The organism is Rhodococcus sp. 15-725-2-2b, assembly GCF_002259075.1.
Taxonomy (GTDB): domain Bacteria; phylum Actinomycetota; class Actinomycetes; order Mycobacteriales; family Mycobacteriaceae; genus Rhodococcoides.
In genome coordinates, this window is sequence record NZ_NPFL01000028.1 from 1 (window position 1) to 13,720 (window position 13,720).

Sequence of the window (13,720 nt, forward strand, 5' to 3'; positions counted from 1 at the left end):
GGTCCCCCGTGCCCCGCAAACGCGCGCGCACTTGCCATCCGCACGCGAATCAGCGCCCGATCACCCGGCAATTCCGCTCGCATCCGACGAATGCGCGCGCGTTTGCCTCAGCCCGATCGGCCAGCGAACCGGCCGACCCCCGACTCGTCCCCCGCAGTCAATCCCTACGCGGCGACAGCAGCGCTCCCCAGCCCCTGCCCCGTTCACTCGCAAACGCGCGCGCACTTGCCATCCGCGCGCGAATCAGCGCCCGATCACCCGGCAATTCCGCGCGCACCTGACGAATGCGCGCGCGTTTGCCCGTCGACCGAACCCATCTGTCAGCGCGCGAGCGAATTCCAGAAGTCGCAGTGATGCTCGGCATCGGCGTCGATCACCGAGATGTCGTCGGAGACGAACTGCAGAACGGGGCTGACGTCTGCGGTGGTACGAGGCCACGGCGGTGCATTGTCTGCACTGGGTGTTCCGGTGTGGGCGAACGAGGTGAGGTACGCGATCATCGTTCGGGCGAGATCGTGCTGCGCCGGAGTCTTCAGCAGATCGTGTCCCGCAATGTCGAAGAAGTACGGCATATCCGTCGCATGTGCGGCATCCTGTGGCACGCCGGACGCACCGACGCCACTGACGTCAGCGGTCCCGGTATCGGCGAACTCGTACGAATACACCGGCGCATTCACTGCCAGAGCCCGGTTGTTTCGGTACGTCGGGCACGACCAACCGGCATCGGTGGTCGCCGACGCCCATGCCAGCGCCGCAGACGAAAAGTTCTGCAGCGGATACAGATCGGCGACGCCGGCGGCCTCGGGTCCGAATGCATCGGCGAGGAGTGCGGGATACGAATCGGCTGTCACCGAAGTCGGATCCGCCAACAGCGCCCCACCGACGAACGAATTCTGTTCGGCCCGGTTGCCACCGGAGAACACCGGAACGTTCAGGGCTGCACCGGCTTCGACAGCACGCGCCGGATCGGCGGGTAGCAGCTCGGTACCGTAGGCGAGTTGATTGGAGAAATTCTGTCCCTGCGCTACGAGAGCATCGACGGGCAGCGCACGCAAACATTCGATCGCGCCCGAGCCCGAGCATCCCAGTTGCTGCGCCACTTCGGCTCCGGTGGCCTCGTTGTCGGCCAGCGCAACGTAAGGTCGTTGTTCGGGCACGCCCGGGTAGATCGAGTCGGTCGGAAAGTTCAACGCACACGACCCCGACATGATGGCCACCTTGTCCACCAACCCCTGCGCGGCAGGCGATGTCAGCGCAGCACACGCCGCCATACCGCCTGCGGACTCCCCGAACACGGTGACGTTGTCGGGGTCTCCCCCGAATGCTGCGGCATTGTCGTTCACCCACCGCAGGGACTGAATCTGATCGGCGAATCCGAAGTTGCCGCCCCCGTCCAGGCCGGGGAGCCCCAGGTAACCCAGCATGCCCAGTCGGTAGTTCACCGTCACCACGATGACGTTGCCCTCCGAAGCGATCCGCTGAGCTTCGTATCCGGAGCCCGCTCCAGACGTGAAACCGCCGCCGTGCCACCACACCATGACCGGCAGTGGCTCGTTCGACGTCACCAGCGGCGTCGTCACATTGAGGAAGAGGCAATCTTCGTCCGTCGTCGGTGTTCCACCGGACTCGGCCGAGCTCTGCGGACACTGCGAACCCGGCGCAGTGGCGTCGGCATCGTCGTCGGATGCCGGAAGCGGTTGTGGAGGTGACCATCTCAGATCACCGACCGGAGGCTCCGCATACCTGATGCCGAGAAATTGCCGCGTGTTCTGCGCAGCAACCCCGTGCACGGTAGCTGTGGTCGTGGCGACGTCGAGGGGCGCGCTGTCGGATGGATCCGAGGTAGATGCGCACCCGGCGAGTACCAGGAGCACGGTAGCGAGGGCGACCGGCAACTTCCTCATCGGCCGTCCGATCGTGTTGCGGCATCGAATGTTCGACGCAGCTCGTCGGCCAGCTTCACCGCATCGTCGCCAGCTCCTACTTGCCACACGGCCGCGTCGAGAGCAGCGCGAATCGTCATGGCCATGATCCGGGTGTCGAAGGACCGGAACTCACCAGTCCGCTGCCCCGACTCGAGAAGGCCGTGGACTTCGAGCATCTCGGCTCCGTGCTCGGATCGTTCACCGCGAGCGGGAGCTGTGGCGAAGATTGCCGACAGTGCCTTCATGTGCCGAGGGTAGGCAGCGTAGAACATGACGCTGCCGCCGATGAACTCCAGCAACGCTTCTCGACTCGAACCTGCCGCACGAACGAGAGGTCCGACCTCCTGTTCACCGAGTGCGTAGACGAGCTGGACGACGCCATCGAGGAGTTCCTCGCGGGTGCCGAAATGGTAGGAGATGACGCCGCGACTGATTCCGGCGCGCTCGGCGATGCGGACGAACGACGCCTTCTCCGCCCCCGCTTCCGCGATGACATCGACAGCGCAGTGGATCAGCTGTTCGCGACGGGCGTTCTGAATGAATGTGGGTTCGGGACGGTCCGCCTTGGGCGATGGCATGATCCCAACTTTAGCACTGACGCATTATTTTTCCCATGCATGTCAGAAATTTCGAGCCGTCAGGAGTGACCACGATTCGCATCCGAACACGGGATCCCGCTCGCGAGCAGAAATAGTGGACACACGGGTCACTTGGTCGGCGCGTCTTCCCCCGTCACCGAATCCGGCTCGTCGTAGGTGACCGTGATGTCCTGGAATCCTTTGTTGCGCTGCGCTTCTGCCTGTCCGGTGTAGGAGTTCTTGTCACCCTCGGTGAGTTCGACGTTGTCGGTGAACGGCGTCAACAGCGCCCGTGGGTGCAGGTGGTCGACACGCACGGCATTGATTTCGATACACAGCACGATGAGCACCGACGAGACGTAGAGAAAGCCGAGCAGGCCGAGGACGATCGCAAAGATTCCGTTGCTGGCGCTGGCGTTGCCGACGACATAGCGAATGTAGATCCCGCCGAACGATTGCAGTGCCTGCCAGATCACCGCGGCGATCGCAGCGCCGGGCAGCACCTCACGCACGGTCAGGGCTCGGGCGGTGCCGATACGGAATGCGGCGGTGAAGACCACGACGTTGACGACGACGGCCCCGACGAGCGCCAACGCACCGCCGGCAAAACCGAACACACCCGAGGACGCGACTCCGTTGAGAACGGTCAGTCCGATGATCGCCGTGCCGACGGTGCTCAGCAGCAACAGCCCTCGCAGGCGTCCCTTGATCGGATCCGGTTGTTCGTTTCGCGGGACGGACCACGCGGTGTTCATCGCGTACTGCGCGGCAAGTGACACTCCGAGTCCGCCGTACAACGACCCCACCACGCCGATGACGATGGCGGTCGTTCCGCCGCTGAGGCGGTCCGGCTGACCGAGTTGGTCACCGATGACCGGGATCTGGCTCATCGCGGAATCGATGATTCGACTCTGCAATTCGGGGTCGCCGGCCAGCACGATTCCCAACACGGTGGTGAAGAGCAGCAGCAACGGGAACAACGAGAGAAACGAGTAGTACGCGATGAGAGCCGCGAGATATCCACCTCGATCGTCGAGGAACTTGTACAGAACTGCGAGCGGGAAACCCGCTGACGGGTGCCTGCGCTGAAAGCTGTCCACCTTGCCGACCATCATCGCTCGAATGTATCCGCCGTGCCGCTCCTCGAAACGTCGACCGAGCGCGGCGTTCGATGTGACCCAGATCTCATAGGTTCGGCGTGCGCTTTCCGGTTCGAGCATCGACCAACTACTGACACCGCACGAAACGAGAAAGGGACTCACATGAGCTTCATCGACAAGGCCAAGAACGCAGCAGAAGACGCCATCGGCAAGGCCAAGGAAGTTGTGGGCGACGCCACCAACAACAAGGACCTCGAGGCCGAGGGCAAGAAGGACCAGGGTTCGGCAGGCGTGAAGAAGGTCGGCGAGAACATCAAGGACACCTTCAAGTAAGTCGCACCCGCGAGGGCCGTCGATCTGCGGATCGGCGGCCCTCGCTGCGTTTTCGGGTGCCGCCGCCGATGCTCGACGGTTCTACGTACAACCGTCCCGAAGGCAGCGTATAAAATGCACGGAGCCGACACCGTCGGCCGAATCGAGCGTCCAGCAGAAGGCGCATGATCTCGGATCTCTGCGACGAAGTCCGCAGGGGTCCCATGCGAGAGGACTGTGTGCATGCCGCACTCTTCTATCGAAGGCAACACAGCCGCATCGGCGGACGCCTCGAGCTTGGCCGAATTCGCCCGATCCTTGCGTGAGACTCGGCGCTCGATGCCGCAGACACTCGATGCGATTCTGCGTACTGCCATCACGATGATCCCGGGTGCAGTCACCGGATGCATCACCACGGTGAAAAAGGGCGAGCGGACGGTGGTCGCGTCCACCGATCCGGTCGCGGAGAAGCTGTGTCGCCTGCAGTACGAGCTCGGCGAAGGACCCATTTCCACCGAGGTTCATCACTTCGACGTCGTCGTCGCCGCCGATCTGACCGACGAGGATCGGTGGCCTCGATTCGCTGCCACCGCCGTTGAAGAGGGTTTCAAATCACTTGCTGCGTTCCAGCTCTACAGCAACGCCGACGACCTCGGTGCGCTCGTGCTCTACAGCGACCGACCCGGCGCATTCCACGCCGACGCGGTGACCATCGGTGAAGCGCTTTCTGCCCACGCTGCCATCGCGATGCTCAGCGCCCGTGACCACGAGCAGTTCCGAACCGGTCTGGCCAGTCGAGACATCATCGGTCAGGCCAAGGGCATGATCATGGAACGCTACGACCTCGACGCGGTGCAGGCCTTCGAGCTGTTGGCCAAGCTGTCACAGCAACAGAACCTCCCTCTGCACCTCGTGGCCCGTGATCTGGTGGAGACCGATCATCCGACGGACTCGACCTTCTGACGAGACGACGGGGTTTCGATTCGCCGCTCGCGAGGAATGGCTGTCAGTGGTATCGGCAGGCAACACGCGATACCCGCGGGCGGTTATCTCGTTGAGACAACAGCGATCGACCGCCCGTCGCTATTGCTCCGGTTGACAGCTCGGACACCACCACGTTCGACGCCTGTCCGGGTCACCGTTCACTTCTGCGACCACCCGAATCGATGTTCCGCACCGCAGGCACGGCTTCCCTGCTCGACCGGCGACCCAATGCGTGCTGCCCCGGCGAGTGTCCCCGGTGGTCACCTGCATCGCACCCGGGACCGTCGCCGAGTGACGCATCGCTCGTTCGAGCAACGCGACCAACCGCTGTCCGTCGACGGCGGTCGACGGAGTCCACGGCCACAGCCCGCGCAAAAAGCAGAGCTCGTTCGCCCACAGATTTCCCGGCCCGGCGATCACCCTCTGGTCCAGCAGCGTCGCGATGATCGGCCGCGTTCCCTGAGCGGCAATGTTGGCAACCGCCCGGTCTGCGTCGAACGTCGAGTGCAGTGGGTCCGGTCCCAGATGTGCGATCAGCGCGTTCATGTCCGGTGTGTATCCGTAATCGACGACCGGTAGCAGAATTCCGTAGGCAGTCGGCCCGTCGACCGCGGCGAGCCGCACCCGCACGTCGGGTCGGACACGCTGCGGAATCGAGCGACCGGCCCGCACCACCGTCCACGATCCGCTCATCCGCAGATGCGTGTGCAGCGTCGTGCCGTCGTCGAAATCGGTCAGCAGATGCTTGCCGTGGGTCCGGTGTGCGACGACGGTTCGCCCGGCCAGATTCTCGACTGCATGCGCGGGCACCTGCAGCCTTCCGGCCCGCAACGATGCGCCGTCCAATGCTCGACGCAACCTCGCGGCCAATGCGAACACTGTGTCACCTTCGGGCATGACCTCCGGGTATCCCGCTCGAACGAAACGCAATCCGAACACCGGGCCCGCATCGGCCGGATCTGATCGTCGCTCGCTACGTCGAGGGCGACGCTGTCGGCGACACGCCCCGGCCGACGTGGGCACGACAGAGCTGGTGGACAGACCCAAAACCTACGGCGCGACCGAAGATCGGAGAATTCCCGACGGCGTCGGCCGCAACACCGACGCGAGTTCGGCCAACGGCACCGGTGCCTCGACGAGGGATTCCCACGGATACTTCGCGCCGGTGTCGCGTAGGAAGGCAACGGCCTGATGGAGGTGCCGCGGCTCGTAGTTGTGGATGCCGGTGATGGTCAGCCAGTTCCGGACCACTGCTTCCGGGTCGACGGTGATCGGCGGACCCGGCGCGACGGATCCGGCAAGCACGAGCCGCCCACCGACGTCGAGTCGCCCCAACGCCGACTGCACGGCCTCCGACGATCCGGAGAAGTCGATCGCCACATCTGTTCGTGCACCGTCGTCCTCACCGGCCCCGAATGCACGAGATTGTCTCTGTCGCTCCGGGTCTCGATCGACGACCGTCACCGATGCCCCTCGCTCGCATGCCGCCGGGGCGGCGGTGACCCCCAGCATTCCGGCCCCGACGATCAGTACCCGTCGGCCGTCCAAAGCACCCGCGGCATCGAGAGCCGCCATCACCGTGGCCGTCGCACACGCTGCCGGTGCGGCGACGGCATCGGGCATGGTGTCGGGAACCCGGGCCACTGCGGTCCCGCGAGGAAGCACGATGTGTCGGGCGTAGGAGCCGCTGAGAACCCATGGGCTCTCGGCAGATTCGTGACCCACCTTGCGCACGGACGAGCACTTGGCCGTGAACCCGTGGACGCATCGACTGCATCGGCCGCAGGGCACGGTCACCGACCACACGATCCGATCCCCGACCGCCGCAGGGGATGTGGCATCACCGACGGCGACGACGCGACCGACGGCCTCGTGCCCGAGTACCGACGGGCACGCTCCGTGCCGTCGACCGGACACCGTGTGCAGATCGCTCCCGCACACCGTGGCGAGATCGACGCGCACCAGCAGATCACCCGACTCGAGGGCGGGAATCTCGATGTCCCACATCTCGATCCCGCTCCCTGTCCAGACGGCGGCCGGTGTCAGACCAGCAGTGATCTGATCCATCCGGAGATCCTTTCCACGATGTACACGACGACGAAGATGACGAGAACGATCGCACCGGCGACGTCGAAGTTCAGGGTACGAATCGACTCGAAGAGCAGGAAGCCGATACCGCCCGCACCGACGATACCGAGAATGGTCGAGGTACGAATGTTCACGTCGAGCAGATACAAGCTCGAACCGACCATCGATGGAATGGCCTGAGGGACAACGGCACTCAATGTCCTGTTCCACCAACCGCCACCCACCGACGCCACCGCTTCGAGGGGACCGGGATCGATCTCCTCGATCGCGTCCGCAACGAGTTTGCCGAGAAATCCGACGGATCCGATGGCCAGTGCGCAGGTTCCCGCCACCGGACCCAATCCGAGCGCTGCGACGAACACGACGGCGAGGATGAGTTCGGGCACAGCCCGAACCAACAGAATCCAGGATCGCGCAACCCAGTACACCGCGGGATGCGGAGTTGCGTTGCGCGCAGCCAGAACTCCGACGGGAATCGACAGCACGATGCCGATTGCGGTGGCCACGACTCCGATGGCGACGGTCTGAACGGCGGCGTCGAACAGGTCCGATCCCAAAGCGGAGAAATCCGGTGGGACCATTCGACCGAACACCTCGATCGACGGTCCGATCCAGGTCAGCAGCGAGCGCGGATCCAATTCGAGAACCACGAACGACGCCACGATCGCGAACAAGAGCACAGCCGACGCCCCGAGGCGCATCAGTCGATCGCGCTGCGGGCCGGCCGCAGACGGGACCAGCAGCATGCGGCGCAGAGCCATCGCTACAAATTCCATTGCGGCGATGATCACCAGGATCACCAACACGATTCCGAGAGCACGCGGGTAGATCAGTCCGCGGAGAGCGTCCTGCAGGGCAAAACCGATGCCGCCTGCCCCGACGAAGCCGAGCACGACCGACATGCGCAGATTGATGTCGATTCGATAGACGAAAGCGCCGATCCACGCCGGAACGACCTGCGGAACAACGGCATTGATCATCTCCCGGTAGTAGCCGGCTCCAGCGGCACGGAGCGCCTCTCGCGGTCCGACATCGGTCTCTTCGATGGCGTCGGCGAACAGTTTGCCGAGCATGCCGATGGAATGTAGTGCCAGAGCCAGGATGCCGGGCAGCACACCGATTCCCAACGCCCGGACGAACAGCACCGCGAACAGCAGATCCGGCATCGCCCGGCAGAAGGTGATGACGGCGCGCGCGATGCCGTACAGGGCCGGGTGGGGCGAGGTGTTCCGTGCCGCGAGGAACGCCAGCGGTACCGAGACGACCGCTGCGAGCACGGTGCCCAGCACTGCCATGAGCAAGGTGTCGAGCGCGAGGGAGACGATCCTTCCGGTGTCGTCGACACGCGGCGGCAGCATCCGCTCGAGCAGGTTGCCCACATCCTCGAGACCGTCGATCAAGGTCGTCGGCGCGAAGTCGATGTAGCCCGCCGAGAGCACGGTGAGAACGAGCGCGACGACACCCAGTGCCGGGAACAGCCATCGACGCCGCTGCGGATCCTTCTGCCCTGCAGTGTTCGTGGGCTTCGGTTCGACGGTGACGGTCATGTCGGTGCCACCGTGGTCATGCTCCCGGGGTCGGGCGCGATCCGTTGATAGATCGGCATGATGTCGTCACGCTGGAGACCGGCGGCGGGGCGATCGAGCACCACCCGACCGTCTCGGAGACCCACGAGGCGATGGGCCCAGCCGAGGGCGAGATCGACCTGATGCAACGTGCACACCACGGTCAGTTTCTCCTCGCTGCACACTCGCTGCAACAGATCCATCACCACGCCCGCGTTCTCGGGGTCGAGCGAGGCGACGGGTTCGTCCGCGAGGACGATCCGCGGACGCTGCATCAGGGTGCGTGCGATCGCCACCCGTTGCTGCTGTCCACCCGACAGCGTGTCGGCACGCCGTTCGGCGAAGTCCGCCAACCCGACTCGGTCGAGGCACGCGCGGGCTTCCTCTCGCATCGCTTTCGGGTAGGTGAGTGCGCCGTAGCGCGGAATCGACAGTCGGCCGATGCCTCCCACGAGTACGTTCTCGAGGCAACTCAGCCGGCCCACGAGATTGAAGTGCTGGAAGACGAAGCCGACATCTCGGCGTAGCTCGCGCACACGGCGGCGGTTCGCCAGGTCGACCCGGATGTCGAGTGCAGTGACGCTCCCCGACGTCACGGGCTGCAAGCCGTTGATGCACCGCAACAGCGTCGACTTCCCGGAGCCGGAAAGCCCGAGCAGAACCAACATCTCACTCTGATGCACATCGAGATTCACGTTCTCGAGCGCTGTGGTGGATCCGAATGTCTTGGTGACGTTGCGAACACTGACCACCACGTCGCCCCGGTCCCTCGGTGCGGACATCATCAGCCCTGGCACTTCTCGGAGCCGGTGACCTCGCATACGTGGCGCACGCCGTCGTAATCGCTGTCCTGGGCGGGAACGACGCCCCAGGCGTCCTCGTCGGTGATGCGGCATTCCTCGGCACAGATGCCGTCGGCCACGAAGGCATCCGAGTTCATGCCCTCGCTGAAGACGTCCTGGAGCTTGGCAATGGCGTCGGCACCGAGATCGTTGTTGGCTGCGAAGAGCGATCCGGCGATCATCTCGGACTTCCACACGGTCTTGAGCTCACCGGGTGCAAGTTCACCGTTGTCGATCATCGTGCGGTCGACCATGGTGTCGAACGCGAATCCGGCGTCGCAGTCTCCGGCCTTGACGGCCAGCGCCGATGCATCGTGTCCGCCGGCGTAGATCGGGGTCATCGCGGCGGAGATGTCGGCCTCGGAACCGGAGGAAATGACGTTGTCCTCGATGAGTCCCGCTGTCGGGTAGAGGAATCCGGAGGTGGAGCTCGGGTCGACGAAGCAGACCTTCTTGCCTGCGTAGTCGGCGAGACCGTTCACCGAGGCATTGTCCGAACGAGCGATCCCGTACGACTGGTAGCCGGGAGGAGTTCCCTCGTCCTGGACGACGGCACCCAGCGGTGTCATCTCCGCACCGTTGATGCCCGCGACGACGTACGCGAAGGGGCCGAAGAACGCGATGTCGACGTTGCCTGCGATCAGGCCCTCGACCACGCCGGCGTAGTCCGAGGCCTGGATGAACTCGACGCTCGCTCCGGTCTCGTTCTCCAGCCGCTCGATGACGGGGTCGTAGCTGGCTTTCAGGTCTGTGGAGTTCTCGGCGGGAATGGCTGCGAGTGTGATGGTTTCGGGGAATCCCTGCTCGGTGGTGGCTCCCTCGGATGAGCTCGAACAACCGGCTGCGACGAGAGCCGCGGCAGAGAGCACGGCCGCGGCGGTTCCGGCGCGACGGCGTGAGGTGGTGATCATGGCAGATTTTCCGTTCGGTGAGGTTCGGGCGAAGGAGGTGTTCAGGGCAGAACGATGGGGGGAAGGTCGGCGACGCTGTCGAGCACGTGGGTGGCACCCGCTTCGAGCAGCTGGGTCTCGGAGTGAGCTCCGGTGAGGACGCCGACCAACAGCGCTGCGCCGGCTCGGCGACCGGACAGGATGTCACTCGACGTGTCACCGACGACGGCGACCGCGGAAATGTCGGTCACCTCGGCGAGAAGGGCGGCCGAGAGCACGAGATCGGGGTGGGGACGGCCACGACCGGCACTCCCGGGTGCGAGGAATGCGTCCGGCAGATCCCGCCAGCCGAGCGCGTCGATGATGCGATTCTGGGTGGGTGCAGAGAATCCGGTCGTCAGGACGACGGTGATTCCGGATTCGCGAAGCTTCGTGATCGCCTGGGCCGCACCGGGTACGGGTGAGACCCCGTCGTCGATGCGGGCGTCGTAGGCCGACTCGAAAGCGCGGTTGGCGGCCTGAGCGCGGTCCTCTGTTCCGAACAGTGCGCGGAACACCTCGATCTTGGACCGACCCATCGTGTCGAGCACATAGCGGCGGGCGTCGTCACGTTCCGGACCGGCGTCGGCAAGTCCGACGGCGGTGGCTGCGGCATCGAACGATTCGAGTACCAGACCGTCGTCGGTGACAGTGGTTCCGGCCATGTCGAGGACGACGAGCTCGACGGGGGTGCTGATGTTCGGGCTGGTGGAGTTCGGCATGGGGAAGAGACTGCCGTTTGGTATAGACCATTACGTGGAACGTGAGTGAACGGACCGTGAACGTCGCACGACAATTAGGTCTAGACCAATTGATGCTATGGTTGGTCCATGGCCGTGGACACCGAACCTCGCGTACTCAAGCATCAGATCGTCCGCAGAAGCCTCGACGCGATGCTCGACGGCATGTCTGCGGGCGACGCGTTTCCGTCCGAGCGCGATCTCGCCGATCGATACGACGTGTCCCGCGAGACACTGCGTCAAGCCATCCGAGAACTGTTGGTAGCCGGTCGAATCGAACGTCGCGGCCGGGCGACGGTGGTGGCCGAACCCAAAGTGGTGCTGCCGTTGGCGATCGGCTCCTACACCGAGGCCGCGCGCGAGAAGGGCATGAGCGCCACTCGAATTCTGGTCGGCTGGGAAGTGTTCCGAGCAGACGACGTGCTGGCGGAACTCCTCGCGATCGAGATCGGTTCGGAGGTGGTGCAACTCGAACGCGTCTTCACCACCGGCGACGTGCGAGTCGGACTGGAAACGACCCGCATTCCCGCCTATCGAATCCCGGGGCTACAGGACAGTTTCGATCACCGAACGTCTCTCTATGCCGAATTGGCAGCCCGGGGAGTCACGTTCGGGCGCGTTGTCGACACCATCGAAACCGTCCTCCCCGATGCCAGGGAAGCCGCACTGCTCACCGTCGACACTCGGACACCGATGTTTCTGCTCGGCCGTGTCTCCTACGACACGGACGGTGTTCCCATCGAACACCGACGGTCGCTCTATCGCGGAGACCGGATGACCTTCACCGCCGTCATGGACGCCTGACATGACCTCAGCAGAAAGACTTTCCGTATGACATCGACGTACGACGTCGTGGTCGTCGGGGCCGGGATCGTCGGCCTCGCACACGCGTATCACGCCCATCGGCGCGGACTCACCGTGGCTGTGATCGATCATGCCGATCGTGTCGCAGGTGCCTCCGTCCAGAACTTCGGACACGCCTGCATCACAGCGCAATCCGGGACCGCACTCGAGTACGCGCGAGCAGGCCGCAGTCACTGGCTCGACCTCGCCCGAAGAGCCGACTTCTGGGCAGCGGAATCGGGAACGCACTGCGTCGCCCGGCACGAGGACGAGCTCGCGGTGCTCGAGCAGTTCGCCGAACTACGGGGCGAGGATCAGGTACAGCTGCTGGACCGCAGCGAGGTACTGAACCGACTCCCCCTTGCCGACACCGATGTGGTCGGCGGCATGTACCTGCCTCTGGACGTCCAGGTGGACCCGCGCTCCGCCGCTCCGGCCGTCGCACGCTGGCTCGCCGATTCCGGGGTGGACTTCCACTGGCGCACCGCTGCAACGTCGTTCGCGCCGGGAATCGTTCGCACCTCCCGCGGCGACCTGCATGCCGGTGCCACGTTCGTCACCGTCAACCACGACATCGATCGCCTGTTTCCCGAGAGCGCCGAACGCGGCGGACTGGTGCGGTGCCGACTGCACATGATGCGAGCCACCATGCCGCTGCGTGCACCGCTTCCCTCGCCGCTGTTCACCGGCTGGTCGCTGCTGAGGTACTCGGGCTTCGAGAACCTGCCCGCCGTTGCAGACGTCGCTGCCCGCCTGCAGGCCGAGTATCCCGACTACGTCGAACTCGACCTGCACCAGATGTACACCCCACAACCGGACGGGTCGATCCTGTTGGGCGACACCCACGTTCGCGAGATCACCACCTCGCCGTTCCAGAGCGAAGACGGTTTCGAGGTGTTGCTCGGCGAAGCGAGAACGCTGTTCGGAGTCGACCGCATCGACGTCGTCGAGCGATGGCAGGGAACGTACTGCTCCGCACCGGGTTCGGAATTCCTGCTGGAAGAGCCCATCGACCGTGTGCACATCGTCACCGTCACGACCGGGATCGGCATGACCACCAGCATGGGTCTGGCGTTGACCAACGTGGACAACGCGCCGACGCTCGTCTAGCGCCGACACCCCCGTCCTCGCCTCACCGCACTGTTCGGCTCGCGACACTACTGGGCACACCCCCGTGTCAAGATGTAGTCATGCCGCCGGTCGTTCGCCCCTACCGAGGTGTCGCCGCAGACAAACGTCGCCGCGAGCGCCGCGAGAAACTGCTCGACGCCTGCCTCGACGTCGTTGCGGAGTCCGGTGTCGCCGCCGTCACGGTCGACGGCATCTGTGCGCGCGCCGGCCTGTCCAAGAGGTACTTCTACGAAAGTTTCGGAGACCGCGACGCCATTCTGGTGAGCGCTCTCGACGACGTGATCGACACCGTGGGAACTGCTCTCGAAGAGATTGTGCAGGAACAGGGGTCGACCTCGGACCGCGTCGCCCAGACTGCAGCCGTTCTGGTGCGCGCGCTCACCTCCGATCCACGGTCGTCCCTGCTGTACACCTCGGCGTCGGCCAATCCCGCACTCGAGGCCCGACGCCGACAGATGGTCGACACGTTCACACCACTGCTGATGCGAGCAGTGCTCGACGCCGACCCCGCGAACCCACGGGCCGAGGCAGCGACCGTCCTGATGGTGGCAGGCACGACCGAGCTACTCGACCGGTGGCTTCGCGGCGATCTGGACTTCACCGAAACGGAGTTCGTCGACACATTGACCGCGCTCGGCGTCGCCCTGGCGACCTCTTTCTGAGCGCACCCGTGTGTCGGGCCG

At 64.7% G+C, this 13,720-nt stretch carries 14 protein-coding genes; 5 read left to right on the forward strand and 9 right to left on the reverse strand.

The window, feature by feature from the left end:
• Positions 1–320 precede the first annotated feature (320 nt).
• From CH306_RS27755 to CH306_RS27765, 3 genes are all read right to left on the reverse strand, one after another.
• Complete coding sequence (locus tag CH306_RS27755) at positions 321–1,904, reverse strand: carboxylesterase/lipase family protein (RefSeq protein WP_094648460.1); 1,584 nt, start codon at positions 1,902–1,904, stop codon at positions 321–323.
• The gene (locus tag CH306_RS27760) at positions 1,901–2,503 is read right to left on the reverse strand and encodes a TetR/AcrR family transcriptional regulator (protein WP_094648461.1); all 603 of its coding nucleotides are present in this window, start codon (positions 2,501–2,503) and stop codon (positions 1,901–1,903) included. The genes CH306_RS27755 and CH306_RS27760 overlap by 4 nt, the downstream gene beginning before the upstream one ends.
• 128 nt (positions 2,504–2,631) lie before the next feature.
• The gene (locus CH306_RS27765) at positions 2,632–3,615 is read right to left on the reverse strand and encodes a YihY/virulence factor BrkB family protein (RefSeq protein WP_094630639.1); all 984 of its coding nucleotides are present in this window, start codon (positions 3,613–3,615) and stop codon (positions 2,632–2,634) included.
• A gap of 150 nt (positions 3,616–3,765) precedes the next feature.
• On the opposite strand from CH306_RS27765, the gene CH306_RS27770 reads away from it, so the two are divergent.
• Positions 3,766–3,936, forward strand: a complete 171-nt coding sequence (locus CH306_RS27770; protein ID WP_027495724.1) for a CsbD family protein — start codon at positions 3,766–3,768, stop codon at positions 3,934–3,936.
• 222 nt (positions 3,937–4,158) lie between these two features.
• Positions 4,159–4,878: a GAF and ANTAR domain-containing protein gene (locus tag CH306_RS27775; RefSeq protein ID WP_032396011.1), complete on the forward strand. Its 720-nt coding sequence runs from the start codon at positions 4,159–4,161 to the stop codon at positions 4,876–4,878.
• 120 nt (positions 4,879–4,998) lie between these two features.
• Here CH306_RS27775 and CH306_RS27780 read toward each other — a convergent pair whose 3' ends face one another.
• From CH306_RS27780 to CH306_RS27805, 6 genes are all read right to left on the reverse strand, one after another.
• A complete protein-coding gene (locus tag CH306_RS27780) occupies positions 4,999–5,796 on the reverse strand; it encodes a DNA-formamidopyrimidine glycosylase family protein (protein ID WP_094648524.1) in 798 nt (265 codons plus the stop codon).
• Between the two features lie 153 nt (positions 5,797–5,949).
• Positions 5,950–6,966 carry a zinc-binding dehydrogenase gene (locus tag CH306_RS27785; protein ID WP_094648462.1) on the reverse strand — a complete coding sequence of 339 codons (1,017 nt, stop codon included), beginning with the start codon at positions 6,964–6,966 and terminating at the stop codon, positions 5,950–5,952.
• Positions 6,942–8,534 carry a phosphonate ABC transporter, permease protein PhnE gene (gene phnE, locus CH306_RS27790; RefSeq protein ID WP_094648463.1) on the reverse strand — a complete coding sequence of 531 codons (1,593 nt, stop codon included), beginning with the start codon at positions 8,532–8,534 and terminating at the stop codon, positions 6,942–6,944. Before phnE ends, CH306_RS27785 begins: the two co-directional genes overlap by 25 nt.
• On the reverse strand, positions 8,531–9,337 hold the full coding sequence (phnC, locus tag CH306_RS27795; RefSeq protein WP_179278606.1) for a phosphonate ABC transporter ATP-binding protein: 807 nt from the start codon (positions 9,335–9,337) through the stop codon (positions 8,531–8,533). The genes phnE and phnC overlap by 4 nt, the downstream gene beginning before the upstream one ends.
• The gene (locus CH306_RS27800; RefSeq protein WP_094648464.1) at positions 9,337–10,305 is read right to left on the reverse strand and encodes a phosphate/phosphite/phosphonate ABC transporter substrate-binding protein; all 969 of its coding nucleotides are present in this window, start codon (positions 10,303–10,305) and stop codon (positions 9,337–9,339) included. The genes phnC and CH306_RS27800 overlap by 1 nt, the downstream gene beginning before the upstream one ends.
• A gap of 41 nt (positions 10,306–10,346) precedes the next feature.
• Positions 10,347–11,045: a phosphonatase-like hydrolase gene (locus CH306_RS27805; protein WP_094648465.1), complete on the reverse strand. Its 699-nt coding sequence runs from the start codon at positions 11,043–11,045 to the stop codon at positions 10,347–10,349.
• Positions 11,046–11,153: 108 nt separating this feature from the next.
• Here CH306_RS27805 and CH306_RS27810 point away from each other — a divergent pair, with 108 nt between their 5' ends.
• From CH306_RS27810 to CH306_RS27820, 3 genes are all read left to right on the forward strand, one after another.
• The gene (locus CH306_RS27810) at positions 11,154–11,867 is read left to right on the forward strand and encodes a GntR family transcriptional regulator (RefSeq protein ID WP_032396017.1); all 714 of its coding nucleotides are present in this window, start codon (positions 11,154–11,156) and stop codon (positions 11,865–11,867) included.
• 27 nt (positions 11,868–11,894) lie between these two features.
• Complete coding sequence (locus tag CH306_RS27815; RefSeq protein WP_094648466.1) at positions 11,895–13,016, forward strand: TIGR03364 family FAD-dependent oxidoreductase; 1,122 nt, start codon at positions 11,895–11,897, stop codon at positions 13,014–13,016.
• A gap of 80 nt (positions 13,017–13,096) precedes the next feature.
• Positions 13,097–13,699: a TetR/AcrR family transcriptional regulator gene (locus CH306_RS27820; protein WP_094648467.1), complete on the forward strand. Its 603-nt coding sequence runs from the start codon at positions 13,097–13,099 to the stop codon at positions 13,697–13,699.
• Positions 13,700–13,720 lie beyond the last annotated feature (21 nt).

Bases quoted from the DNA above. Each gene is read 5' to 3' on its own strand.
- CH306_RS27785 (WP_094648462.1), bottom strand. From the start codon at position 6,966: ATGGATCAGATCACTGCTGGTCTGACACCGGCCGCCGTCTGGACAGGG.
- CH306_RS27780 (WP_094648524.1), bottom strand. From the start codon at position 5,796: ATGCCCGAAGGTGACACAGTGTTCGCATTGGCCGCGAGGTTGCGTCGA.
- CH306_RS27760 (WP_094648461.1), bottom strand. From the start codon at position 2,503: ATGCCATCGCCCAAGGCGGACCGTCCCGAACCCACATTCATTCAGAAC.
- CH306_RS27775 (WP_032396011.1), top strand. From the start codon at position 4,159: ATGCCGCACTCTTCTATCGAAGGCAACACAGCCGCATCGGCGGACGCC.
- CH306_RS27765 (WP_094630639.1), bottom strand. From the start codon at position 3,615: ATGGTCGGCAAGGTGGACAGCTTTCAGCGCAGGCACCCGTCAGCGGGT.
- CH306_RS27815 (WP_094648466.1), top strand. From the start codon at position 11,895: ATGACATCGACGTACGACGTCGTGGTCGTCGGGGCCGGGATCGTCGGC.
- phnE (WP_094648463.1), bottom strand. From the start codon at position 8,534: ATGACCGTCACCGTCGAACCGAAGCCCACGAACACTGCAGGGCAGAAG.
- CH306_RS27755 (WP_094648460.1), bottom strand. From the start codon at position 1,904: ATGAGGAAGTTGCCGGTCGCCCTCGCTACCGTGCTCCTGGTACTCGCC.
- CH306_RS27770 (WP_027495724.1), top strand. From the start codon at position 3,766: ATGAGCTTCATCGACAAGGCCAAGAACGCAGCAGAAGACGCCATCGGC.
- CH306_RS27810 (WP_032396017.1), top strand. From the start codon at position 11,154: ATGGCCGTGGACACCGAACCTCGCGTACTCAAGCATCAGATCGTCCGC.
- CH306_RS27800 (WP_094648464.1), bottom strand. From the start codon at position 10,305: ATGATCACCACCTCACGCCGTCGCGCCGGAACCGCCGCGGCCGTGCTC.
- phnC (WP_179278606.1), bottom strand. From the start codon at position 9,337: ATGATGTCCGCACCGAGGGACCGGGGCGACGTGGTGGTCAGTGTTCGC.
- CH306_RS27805 (WP_094648465.1), bottom strand. From the start codon at position 11,045: ATGCCGAACTCCACCAGCCCGAACATCAGCACCCCCGTCGAGCTCGTC.
- CH306_RS27820 (WP_094648467.1), top strand. From the start codon at position 13,097: ATGCCGCCGGTCGTTCGCCCCTACCGAGGTGTCGCCGCAGACAAACGT.